Origin of the sequence: Arcobacter sp. s6, from assembly GCF_040884245.1 — a bacterium.
Taxonomy (GTDB): Bacteria; Campylobacterota; Campylobacteria; order Campylobacterales; family Arcobacteraceae; genus Aliarcobacter.
Map to the genome: position 1 here is coordinate 110,533 of NZ_JBEVTN010000011.1, position 11,687 is coordinate 122,219.

Sequence of the window (11,687 nt, forward strand, 5' to 3'; positions counted from 1 at the left end):
CTATTTAAATAGTTTGCTATAATATTTGATAAAATAAAATAAAAAGATATTAATTTGAAAATTCTACACTTTAGCGATACTCACTTAGGTTTTAATGACCTAGATATAATAAACAATGAAAATATAAACCAAAGAGAAGCAGATTTTTACGATGCTTTTTCTCAAATAGTTGAACAAATCAAAGAAATAAAACCTGATTATATTATTCATACAGGAGATTTGTTTCACCGTTCAAGTCCTAGCAATAGAGCTATTACTTATGCTCTTGAGAAGTTTAAAGAAATAGAGTTTTTAAATATTCCCTTTGTACTAATAGCTGGAAATCACTCAACTCCAAGGACAAACCTCAGCTCACCCATTTTAAAAATTTTTGAGAACTTTAAAAATATCTATGTTTCATATAACCAAGAGTATAAAAAAATAGAGTTTGATGATGTGGTGTTTCATACTCTTCCACATATGAACGACGATACACAAGCCTTAAAACAAATAGAATCATGTGAAGCAAATATAACAGATAATAAAAGAAATATTATGATGATGCATTGTAGTGTTGGTGCTTGGTATTTGATGCAAGAGTTTGGAGAGTGGGTATATCCATCTAACAAAGAGTATATATTTGAAAAGATGGATTATGTGGCTCTTGGACACTGGCATGGCTTTGGCGCTGTTGGTAAGTATGAAAATGTTTATTATAGTGGAAGTAGTGAGCGAACAAGTCTAAATGACAAACGAAACTCAAAGGGTTTTATACTAGCTACTTTTGAAGAGAAGTTAAATATAGAGTATAAAGAGATAAGAATACGTGCCATTAGACAAAAGCAGATTGATTGCCAAGATTATGACCTTAGTGTAGAAAGTCTTGATATTAGCGATTGCCTTGATGCTATAGTAGAAGTAAAACTAAAAAATCTAACTCCACTTAGTTCTATTGATATATCAAATAAACAAATCAAAGATATATTTCCAAGGGCTATGAGTGTAAGTATCAAAAGAGAGTTTATAAAAGATGCCTCAACATCAGATATTCAAAACCTAGAAGCCATATCACTAGAAGAGTATTTCTTAGAGCATATAAAAGATGATAGTAAAGAAATAGAGTATGAAAGACTAAAATCAAAAGTACAAGAACTATTTTCAAAATATGAGGAGTTAAGTTATGATACTAACTAATCTAAAACTAGAAAACTTCAAAAAGTATAAACATTTTGAAATAGCCTTTGAATCAGGACTTATAGGAATCATAGGAAAAAACGGTGCTGGAAAATCTACTATTTTTGAAGCTATACTATTTGCTTTATATGGAGAGTTAAAAAGTAAAGGTGATAAAGAGGTAGTTAGAAACTCAACCGCAAGTATAAAAGATGTTGTTAGTGTAGAACTAGACTTTGAATTTGACCATATAGAGTATAAGGTAATAAGAGAGTTTAGAGGAAAAACTTTAAGTGCAAATGCAAAACTATATAAAAATACAGAACTTATAACAACAGGAGCAAAAGAAGTAACTACAAGTATCGTAAATCTAACTAAAATGAGTAAAGACGCTTTCATGCATACACTATTTGCTTCTCAAAAGGAACTAACAAGTTTAAGTAATAGTAAACCAGAAGATAGAAAGAAGATGATAAGAAAACTTCTAGGTCTTGAGAAAATTGATTTTGTAGAAAAAGAGCTAATAGAAAAAAGTCGAGAACTAAAACGAGAAATAGGGGCTTATGCTGAAGTTTTATTAAGTGCTGAAGATATAGGTATTAAAAAAGAGTATATAGTAGAATATACAAAACAAAGTGAGCTTTTACAAAAAGATATAAGTACAAGAACTATACTTTTAGATAGTAGTAAAACACAAGAACAAAGTATAAAACAAGAGTTAGAACTATATACAAAAACAAAAGATCAAAAACAAAACCTACACGCAAGATGTGAGCTTCTAAAAAACAGTATTAAATCTCACCAAGTAAATCAAGATAGGCTCTCACAAGAGCTAAATACACTATATACAAAGCAAACAGAGTTACATGGACTTCAAAGTGTTAAACAAGAGTATATAAGCTTACATGATAGTATAAAAGAACAAGAGAAACTAAAAGAACACCATATAAGAAAAGAGGGTTTACTTTTAGAGCAAAAGGAACTAAGAGAACAGTATAAAAAAGCAAAAGATACAATAAGCCTTTTAGAGTTTGAGTGTAAAGATTATAAAGCATTAGTAGAGAAAGAAAAAGAGCTTGAAGTAAAACTAGATAGTATAAAAGTATCACTAACTCAAAAAGAAACAGAAGAGAGAAGGCTACTTCAAGAAATAGCAGGAGAGCAAAAGCTAATAGCTGATATTTCAAAGAAGATAGAAAACATCACAAATCTAGGACGAGAGTCAAATTGTCCCACATGTACAAGACCACTTTTAGATGAGTATGATAATGTAATACTATCATTAGAGCATATAGTAAAAACAACAAAAGAAGAGAAGATAAATCAAGCTTCAAAGAACCTAGAGCAAATACAAAAAGAAAAAGAACAAATCCAAGAGACTCAAAAAACATATATAAAAGAACACATAGAATTAGCAAAAAGTATAAATCTATTAGATAGTAAGAAAAAGGATTTATTAGAGTTAAAAGAGCATTTTGAAAAAGTAGAGCAAAAAGGTCTAAAAAACAAAGTAGAACTAGCAAAACTAGAAATCTACACATACGATAGCACTATACATACACAACAGTTAGAAAAACAAAAAGAGCTAAAAACAAAATACGAATATGTACTAAGTCTTGAGACAATGCTAAAAAGAGTAGATAGTATAAAAGAAGAACTACAAACTTCAATACAAAACCAAGACAAATACAACCTAGAACTTCTACAAAAAGACCTAGAATTCCAAGCTATAAACTACGATGAGGTAAAACACCAAGAAAAAATAAAACAATACGATGAGCTACAAGCTCAAAAAGATAGCCTAACAGCTGTTATAAATGAACTAAAAGTAAAAATAGCCACAATCCAAGGTCAAATCAAAACTATCCAAGAGAGCCTAAATAACAACGAAATACAGCTATCAAAAGTTCAAACAAAAAAAGATGACCTAAACGACTATGAAAAAATCAAAATAAGCCTAGCCGAGTTCAAAACAAAACTAAACTCAAAAGTAGCTCCAAGAATTTCAGACATAGCCTCAACTATGTATGCCCAAATCACAAAAGGCAAATACCAACACATAGAAGTATCAAATGACTTTGACTTTTATATCTACGATGAAGGCAAAAAATACCCAATCGAAAGATTTAGTGGTGGTGAAATCGACCTAGCAAATTTGGTTTTAAGAATCGCAATATCAAAAACACTCAGCGAACTAAGTGGCGCAAGTAGCGTAGAATTCCTAGCCTTTGACGAAGTATTCGGAAGCCAAGATGAAGCAAGACGAATGGAAATCCTAGAAGCCTTCCATACTATAAAAGAACAATATAGACAAATATTTCTAATAAGCCATGAAATGGAGATTAAAGAGATGTTTGAGCGGGTTGTGGAAGTATGAAAGTAGAAAATTTAAAAAAAAGAGATAAAAATGATACCAAATAAATTATGGAATAATGAAATTCTTTATCAATCTGAGAATCTTCTAGAAACATATAAAAATGAATTAATATCTTTAGGCATGTTAGAATATGCACAATTATTTAAAGGTGATACAAGTGGAGCAATAGGTGGAGAGAATGAAGAAGAAACTATAAAACATTTCTCAGAACGTTTTTTAACGTCATCTGCAAGAATGCAGTTTTTAGTTCTTGATCCTAAAAAATATTTTTCACAAATTTCAAAAGATTTACATTCAACTTTTTCAAGTGGTAATATTTCTATTTTAGATATTCCTTCTGGTACTGGAGCAGGAGTATTATCTTTATTATTTAATATTAGTGAATTGAGAAATTCAACAAAATTGCCTAGATTACCACTTAATATTAGTATTTTTGCAGGAGATTATTCTGAATCGGCATTAAATATTTATTGTAATATTTTGGAAAGTGCCAAATTAAAATTAGAAAGAGAATTAATTTATATAAAATATGACAGACAAATTTGGGATGCATCAGATATTAAATCAACGACATCATTAATGAAAAAATGGCTAAAAAATGAAGAAAAATATGAAGAATTTTATATTTTAATGTCAGCTTTTAGTGGAGTGGGAAGTGACAAATATAAAACATTTGCAGGAGTATTTGATTTTATACAAAATTTTGTAAGTGATTTACATTGTACAACAATACTTATTGAACCTAATACTCATAAGGCAAAAAGTTTCTTGGCAGAATTTGCAAAATCAGCAAAAAAATGGATTAAATGGCTTATCAGAAAAGAAGAAACAACGAATGATGAAAGATTTCAATGGAAAGACTCTGTAACTAATAATATTGCAAAGAGTGGTGTACTAGTTAATCAGTACTCGAGAGTTTAAAATGAGTAATTTATATAATAATATTGCACTACGTGCTCTAAATCAAACAAAAACACTAAACCCAATAACTTATTTATGTATTAGGTGTTTTTTTGAAAATCTATCAAATAAAACTTCTGAAAATGGACTTTTTGAAGATATTTTAAAAAGAAAATTAAGTGTTAGAAAAAATTGGAGTATAAAAGAAAATAAACTTTATAAAGAAAAAGAAAAAAATGAGTTTATATATCGAGATATATTATCTTTATCACCATTTGGAGTTATTAGTGAATCTTATTTAATGAGAGAAATTGTTGATAATGAATGTTTTGAAAATAAAGATTATGTATATAGTTATTTATTGCCAAATAATAAAAAATCACCTAGAAATTACGATTATTATTTTAACGGATATAAAAAAAGAAATGAAGCAATTACATTAGCATTAAATGTTAATAAAGAAAAAATTGCATTAGTTTTAGATTTAAAAAAATTTTACCCATCAGTTAATAAAGAAAATGTAAAAAAAGTATTCTTAGAAAAAATTAAAAAAGAAAATGATGAAATTAATAATCTAAGTAATAATATTGTTTGTTCTCTTTTAAATAGTTCTTCTGCTGGTATTCCCATTGGCCCAGACTTAAGTCATCTTATGGCTCAAATTTATCTTGAAGATTTTGATGAAAAAATGGTAGATAAATTTCCAAACAATTATTTTAGATACGTTGATGATATAGTTATAGTTTGTAACTTGGAAGAAAAAGATTTTATAAAAGATTTTGTTGAAAGTATTTTACCTTATGAATTAAAAATAAATGAAAGTAAAACTGATAAATTAACTTTTGAGGAATGGACAATTCTTACAAAATCAAATGATAAAAAAAGTAAAAATTTTAATGAAATATTAAATGAAATTACTGCTTTTATTTCAATGCATCCTTTGAAAATTGATGAATTAGAAAAACAATTAAGTAAACAAGGTTTTAATATTCCTCTTAGGAGAATTAAAAAACAGTCTAAAAGTAAGAACTATATGAAATTTATACAATCTTTAATGCGTGGAGCGAGTTTTCTATCTACATATGAAATTTATTATATGAAACCAGAATCTATTATTCTAAAATTAGTTTCTTTAAAAGAATTTTATTTGTCGAAATTTTATGAATTATGTCAATTTAATTATAGTGATGATAATAGTGCTGAAAATAGAAGTAATACACAGCAATTAAAATTTGTTTTAAATAGATTATTATATTTATGTACATTAAAAGAGTTAGAAGAGCTATTGATAAATATTCCCTTAACTGAAAAATTTTCAGATACAAAAGAAGTAATAATTGCATTAAGTAGTAAAAATTTAATTAACACTATAAAATTTGGTGGAAAATTAGTTCAAACTGTTTGTGAACTTTGGAAAGAAAATAATTTTGAAAAAATTAATTTTACAAAAGAAGATTTCAAAAAATTTAATAATATTAATGATGTTGTCGATTCAATTATTATCATGTATTTATATCAAGTTATAACTTTTGACAAAAATGAAATATTAGAATATTTGAATAAAATAAATAAAGAATATTTTCTAGTGATTGTTGATGAAAAATATATACCTACCTTAAAAAATAATGAATACATAATGGAAATATATGGTTTATTAAAAAATGTAAGTTTAGAAAGGAAAAATGAATTATTATTTACAAGATATGATAATGATGAAAGTTTACAATTATCAGGATTAGATTTAGGAATAGGATATTCCTTATAAAAAATCAGGCATAAAAAAACCCAAGCTTAAACTCAAAGGTTTAAGGCTTACTGGGTGTCCTGAGAGAATTATATAAAAACTTTATATTCTTGTCAATTATTTAAACCTCATCTGAAAAAGATGAGTCGTCCTGTAGGAATTAGAACATAATTGTAACATACAATTATAATATATTTGAAAATCGTAAATATAAAAGCAAATTAGATATAACTATTTCATTAAGGATTGAAAATGACTCAAGATATAATCATTAACTATTTAACAGAACATAAAGAGCAATTCAAAAAAGATTTTGGTATTACAAAAATCGGTCTTTTTGGCTCATATGCTAGAAATGAAGCAAAAAATGATAGTGATATAGACATATTAATCGAATTAAAAAAAGATTTAACAGATATTTATGAAAAAAAATCTTTATTAAAAGAGATTATGGAAAAAGCATTTGATAAAAAAGTAGATATTGCAAGGGAAAAATACTTAAAACCTCTTGTAAAAGATGAAGTTTTAAAAGAAGTAAAATATGTCTAAAATAAAATTTTCACTTTTATCTATTATTGAAATTTTGATTAAAAACTAAAAAATGAAGTATTTTAAAACTTAGAGAAAAGAAGTTCCATTAACAATAAAACTTCCAATCTCAAATTTCCTAATTCTATAAAAAATCACTCATAAAAAGAGTCTATATTTTTCTTATGTCTATCCGCCCATTCTTCAAAACTCAGAGCTGCTTCTTTTTTAACTTTTTCTTTACACTCCTGATATATTTCTTCTGCTCTATCTTTGGGAATAACAGCTATTCCTTCTTCATCGGCAACTATTATATCACCAGGATTTACGTTTATTCCACCTGCAGTTATTGGTGTGTTTACAGGAACTGCTTGTTTTTTAGATCCAGGCATTGCTAAAACACCACGTCCAAATACTGGGATTTTATTTTCTCTGATTTCTGCAATATCTCGTACAACACCGTCAATCACGAAACCTACAATACCTCTTTTAAAAGCTATCATAGCTACATTTCCACCAATTACTGCATAATCCATCGTATTTGATTGTGCTACGATTATAGATCCAACTGGTGCTTCATAAATGGCTCTATGAAGTGCTAGATTTTCACCTGCAAGCATATTTACTGTAAATGCAGGTCCTGAGATTCTTGGAATATTTGGCCATAGCTCTTTCATTCCAGCATCCATAAAGCTTTCTCTTTTTAAAGTCCCTGCATAATCACAAGGTGAAATTTCACTAAATTTTTGATAATCCACATATTCTCCTTATTATTTATATCTAATATTATATTATTAAAATAACAATTCAGCTAAAAGTTTCAATGAATTTCCTAAATAATCAAAGATTCTAATAAAAATATAATTTAATTTTAATTTGTTATAATCAACTTATAAAAAAAATTTAAAGGTATTTTATGAGCGTAGTTTTCGAAGCAAGAATAAAAAATAGGGGAGAGTCTCCTCATGATTGGTTTATAGAATTAACAGATACTCTTAGCAATAAAAAAGAAGAATGTAATAACCTAGAAGAGTTTTCAAAAAAGATTGAAGAATTTGGATCTGCTTACAATGGACAAATTGATGAAGTTAAATGGTCAAAAGATGATAATGTTACGCAAGATCAATACTCAGAGATTAATGCAGGTATGAGAAAATATCAAGAAGAATTAAATAAATAATTCTAAACAATCAAATTAGCTTAGTGATGATATAATCCTTTTTTATTACTCGTTAATCTAAAAAAGGAAAATATCTTCGTATAATGAAAAAATTATTATTCTCAAATATTGTATTTGATAAAAACGTTAGTGAAAGATATAATAAATCAATACAGGCTTTTACTCTAATTCAAATAAGAATTATAACTATACTTACGGGTATTTTATATATTGTTTATTCTCAAATAGACCAATATATTTTTCCTCCAAATATCACAAATATGGCATCGGCAATCCATTTATATCTTATTGCACCATTTGGATTTTTTATTAGTGTTCTTACATTTTTCCCGAAATATTTTAAACATATGATAAATTTGCTAATTCTAGCTCCAATTTTTGCCACTTTTGCGAATCTATTCTTGGTTAAAGATTTGGAAGTATTTCCCATATATATGATTGAAATTTACCTGATAATATTTTGGACTTTTAATATTTCGGGTTTAAAGCTTAAACAATCATCATTGAGTGTATTTTTTCTATCTATGATTACTTTTATTTACTATTATTTTATTTTGCCTTTACCTAAAGAACTCTTTATTATGCACACTTTTTGGATGCTTAGCACTATTTCCTTTGGTTTTGTTGGGGCTTTTTTATTGGATAGATTAAGCAAAATAAATTTTATAAATTATGAAAAACTTCAAAATTTAGCAGTAACTGATAATCTAACTGGATTATATAATCGTACAAAATTAGATGAAGTTTTAAATTATGAATTAGATAGAAGTAAAAGATTTAATTATTGTTTTTCATTTTTGCTTATAGATATAGATCATTTTAAAATTGTAAATGATACTTATGGTCATCAAGTAGGTGATGATTTTTTAATAGAATTTACAACTCTTATAAATAATAACTCTAGATCAACAGATTATTTTTTTAGATGGGGAGGAGAAGAGTTTGTTGTGATATGTCCTGAAGTGGATAAAGAAAATATTTTAATACATGCAGAAAAGCTACGTCAAAAAATAGAATCACATAAATTTCAGTCTATAGGAAACAAAACAGTTAGTATAGGAGTTACTCTATCAAGAAGTGATGATAGTATAGATTCTTTAGTTAAAAGAGCTGATGAAGCTTTGTACAAGGCAAAAAACAGTGGAAGAAATAAAATAGTTTTTGAATAAGCCCAAGCTTAAACTTAAAAGTTTAAGACTTTCTGGGTGATTTTATTGCTTTGTTTTTAGCATTTCAGTTAATATTTCTTTATAAGTAGTTACTTCATCAGCTCCTACTTGTGCTATTTTATTATCAAAAATTATTGTAGGAATAGCATATACACCTTGATCTCTCCAAAATTTTTCTTCATCTTCCACATGTTTTATTGCTTTTGGATCATCTAATCTTGTCATTGCTTCTTGGGCATTTAACCCAACTGCTTGAAGCTCTTCAAATAATACTTCTCTATTACTTACATCTTTTCTTTCACCAAAATATGCATTTTGTAATCGCACTTTTAGTTCAGTTTGTTTGTTAAACTCTTTTGCATAATCAAGTAGTATATGGGCATTAAATGTATTTACTTTTTTCATCTCTTTAAAATAATCAAATTTAAACCCTGCTTCTTTACCTAATTCTGTGACATTATTTCTAGTTTGTTTTAATCTTTCTTCACTTAAACCATATTTATTCATTAAATATTTATCTGCATTTTGTCCTTCTCTTGGCATTTCTGGATTTAATTCAAATGGATGCCATGAAACTTCAACCTTATCTTCAAGTTTCAATTCTTCAATAGCCTGACTTAATCGTTTGTAACCAATTGCACACCATGGACACACAACATCTGACACAATATCAATTTTTAGTTTATCATTAGCCTTAGCTGTTAATGGAGTTTTTGTTTCTTCACCATATGCATTTATACTTAAAATACTCATAATCGTTATCATAATTATATTTTTAATAATTTGTTTCATATTTTTTTAACCTTTTAATAAATTTAGTTCATAATAGAATGTTTATTCTAAAATATAACTTAGATTTAACAAAGAATATTAGTAAATTGTTTTAAGTGAGATTATTTACTACAAAGAAACTTTTGAATAAAATAAAAGAATGAACAAACTATATAAAATACTATTATTAACAATTATCATCTTTTCTTCAACATTATTTGCAAATGAGAATACTTACAAAATATATACAGATATCAAAGATATCTCAGCTAAAAAAGCTGCATTAGTTTTAGGAACTTCAAAGTACGTAACAAAAGGAAAACAAAACTATTATTATATTTATCGTATAAAAGCAGCTGTTCAGTTATGGAAAGCAAAAAAAGTAGATGCCATAGTTGTATCAGGGGATAAAAGTAAATATTATGATGAAGTTACTACTATGTATAAAGATTTGATAAAAGCAGGAGTTCCTTCGCGTTATATTACAAGAGATTTTGGAGGTTATAGGACTTTCGATTCTATTGTTAGAGCTAAAGAGATATTTGATTTAGATGATTATATTATTGTTTCACAAAAATTTCACCTAGATAGAGCGCTTTATTTAGCTAAGGAAAAAGGTCAAAAAGCAATAGGATTTACAGCAAAAGAGGTAAAAGGAACTCCTAGCTATCAAAAAATGGAAGAAAGAGAAACATTAGCTATGATAAAAGCATATTTAGATATTAATTTTTTAGATACAAAACCAAAAGAATTGGGTAAAAAAATAAAAGTTAATTATCGTGATTAATTATAAATATTAAAAAAAAATTAACTTTTTCAAAAAAAGAGTCATTTGAGAGTCATTTGTTAGATAGAATTGAGCCACTTGCAAATTTAAATCCAAGCAAGTAGCTAGTTTTTTACTATAGCTGTTTCTAACTTTTAAAAAATCATTTTACTCGTGTATCGAACGAAATTTTAACTTTTTATCTCAAATTCGTCTAAAAATCATATTTTCACTCCGTGCTTTATGGTTTTGTTTTAAAAATCTACTCATTTTTTGGTATTTTTACAAATCTCAAGTTACAAGTTTCAAACTTTGATGGATACAAATAGATAAAATCCCAAATGCTAAAACTGAAGCTACTTTTGTAGCTCCTTGATAATAGATTGTATTGCATCCAAAGTCTTCTTTAAGGTATTTATTGACTCTCTCAACCATACTTCTTTGGTTGTAGTGATGGATATCTGAAGATTGTGGAAGATTGAAATATTCAAACTTCTTTTTCTCATCTTCTGCGAGTTGTATTTTGTCCCTTAACACTTGTGAATTTTTAGGGTTTATGTCTATAATTGGACGGTGTCCATGTTTTTGTGAAAACTCTCTAATAATATCAGCATCATATCCAGCATCTTGTAAATCATAAAGGTAGCTTACTCTTCTTGAAGTCTCCCCAATGAGAGGAAGAGCTACTGAAGAGTCATGTACATTTGCACCACTGTAAAATGCTGTTATTGGTATATCTCCATCTACAGCAGATATATGGAGTTTAGCACCTATCCATATTTCACGGTTACCTTTAGAGTTTTGCTTTATGCCTACACCGCAATCAGTAGAGACTAATGTGAGTTTCTCTTCTACACTTTGCATCTCTTGTTGTTGCTCTAGTATTGTTGGTCTTATCGGCTCTCTTATTTCACCTTTTTTAGGTCGTCCTCTTTTTTTTAGTTTAGGTTTTTCTTTTTTGATCTTTACAGGCTTTTGTCTAAGTGGTATCTTTGTAGAATCTATTGCATTGTAGAAAAATGTTTTATCGCTTAGATACTCTTTAACAAACTGCTCATGAGCTTTTTGAGCTATTTGCATCTCACTGAGTTCTTTAAAAA

11 protein-coding genes are annotated in these 11,687 nt (G+C 27.4%); 8 read left to right on the forward strand and 3 right to left on the reverse strand.

The genetic code is table 11. The features are described 5' to 3' along the window. Positions 1-54 precede the first annotated feature (54 nt). The 5 genes from ABVS04_RS08430 (at position 55) to ABVS04_RS08450 (ending at position 6,722) form a co-directional block, all read left to right on the forward strand. A complete protein-coding gene (locus tag ABVS04_RS08430; protein ID WP_368030254.1) occupies positions 55-1,173 on the forward strand; it encodes an exonuclease SbcCD subunit D in 1,119 nt (372 codons plus the stop codon). Beyond that, positions 1,160-3,529: an AAA family ATPase gene (locus ABVS04_RS08435; RefSeq protein WP_368030255.1), complete on the forward strand. Its 2,370-nt coding sequence runs from the start codon at positions 1,160-1,162 to the stop codon at positions 3,527-3,529. Before ABVS04_RS08430 ends, ABVS04_RS08435 begins: the two co-directional genes overlap by 14 nt. Before the next feature lie 30 nt (positions 3,530-3,559). Then, the gene (locus tag ABVS04_RS08440) at positions 3,560-4,450 is read left to right on the forward strand and encodes a hypothetical protein (RefSeq protein WP_368030256.1); all 891 of its coding nucleotides are present in this window, start codon (positions 3,560-3,562) and stop codon (positions 4,448-4,450) included. Position 4,451: 1 nt separating this feature from the next. Continuing rightward, complete coding sequence (locus ABVS04_RS08445) at positions 4,452-6,194, forward strand: RNA-directed DNA polymerase (protein ID WP_368030257.1); 1,743 nt, start codon at positions 4,452-4,454, stop codon at positions 6,192-6,194. Positions 6,195-6,425: 231 nt separating this feature from the next. Beyond that, positions 6,426-6,722: a nucleotidyltransferase family protein gene (locus ABVS04_RS08450; RefSeq protein WP_014474165.1), complete on the forward strand. Its 297-nt coding sequence runs from the start codon at positions 6,426-6,428 to the stop codon at positions 6,720-6,722. A 134-nt stretch (positions 6,723-6,856) separates the two neighbouring features. On the opposite strand, the gene ABVS04_RS08455 is transcribed toward ABVS04_RS08450, so the two are convergent. Beyond that, positions 6,857-7,459, reverse strand: a complete 603-nt coding sequence (locus ABVS04_RS08455; protein WP_368030259.1) for an RraA family protein — start codon at positions 7,457-7,459, stop codon at positions 6,857-6,859. Between the two features lie 158 nt (positions 7,460-7,617). Between ABVS04_RS08455 and ABVS04_RS08460 the strand changes: the two genes are divergently transcribed. Together ABVS04_RS08460 and ABVS04_RS08465 are read left to right on the forward strand one after the other, a co-directional pair. Next, entirely contained in the window at positions 7,618-7,881 is a 264-nt protein-coding gene (locus tag ABVS04_RS08460) for a hypothetical protein (protein WP_368030260.1), read from the forward strand. Positions 7,882-7,964: 83 nt separating this feature from the next. Next, on the forward strand, positions 7,965-9,050 hold the full coding sequence (locus ABVS04_RS08465) for a GGDEF domain-containing protein (RefSeq protein WP_368030261.1): 1,086 nt from the start codon (positions 7,965-7,967) through the stop codon (positions 9,048-9,050). Between the two features lie 42 nt (positions 9,051-9,092). Here the strand turns inward: ABVS04_RS08465 and ABVS04_RS08470 are convergent, their stop codons facing one another. Further along, positions 9,093-9,842 carry a DsbA family protein gene (locus ABVS04_RS08470; protein WP_368030262.1) on the reverse strand — a complete coding sequence of 250 codons (750 nt, stop codon included), beginning with the start codon at positions 9,840-9,842 and terminating at the stop codon, positions 9,093-9,095. Positions 9,843-9,981: 139 nt separating this feature from the next. On the opposite strand from ABVS04_RS08470, the gene ABVS04_RS08475 reads away from it, so the two are divergent. Then, on the forward strand, positions 9,982-10,608 hold the full coding sequence (locus ABVS04_RS08475) for a vancomycin high temperature exclusion protein (RefSeq protein ID WP_368030263.1): 627 nt from the start codon (positions 9,982-9,984) through the stop codon (positions 10,606-10,608). A gap of 270 nt (positions 10,609-10,878) precedes the next feature. Here ABVS04_RS08475 and ABVS04_RS08480 read toward each other — a convergent pair. After that, on the reverse strand, positions 10,879-11,687 hold an 809-nt coding region (locus tag ABVS04_RS08480; RefSeq protein WP_368030264.1), incomplete at its 5' end, for a transposase.

Coding starts and splice junctions, on each gene's coding strand:
- ABVS04_RS08475 (WP_368030263.1), top strand. CDS start 9,982: ATGAACAAACTATATAAAATACTATTATTAACAATTATCATCTTTTCT.
- ABVS04_RS08470 (WP_368030262.1), bottom strand. CDS start 9,842: ATGAAACAAATTATTAAAAATATAATTATGATAACGATTATGAGTATT.
- ABVS04_RS08465 (WP_368030261.1), top strand. CDS start 7,965: ATGAAAAAATTATTATTCTCAAATATTGTATTTGATAAAAACGTTAGT.
- ABVS04_RS08440 (WP_368030256.1), top strand. CDS start 3,560: ATGATACCAAATAAATTATGGAATAATGAAATTCTTTATCAATCTGAG.
- ABVS04_RS08450 (WP_014474165.1), top strand. CDS start 6,426: ATGACTCAAGATATAATCATTAACTATTTAACAGAACATAAAGAGCAA.
- ABVS04_RS08460 (WP_368030260.1), top strand. CDS start 7,618: ATGAGCGTAGTTTTCGAAGCAAGAATAAAAAATAGGGGAGAGTCTCCT.
- ABVS04_RS08445 (WP_368030257.1), top strand. CDS start 4,452: ATGAGTAATTTATATAATAATATTGCACTACGTGCTCTAAATCAAACA.
- ABVS04_RS08435 (WP_368030255.1), top strand. CDS start 1,160: ATGATACTAACTAATCTAAAACTAGAAAACTTCAAAAAGTATAAACAT.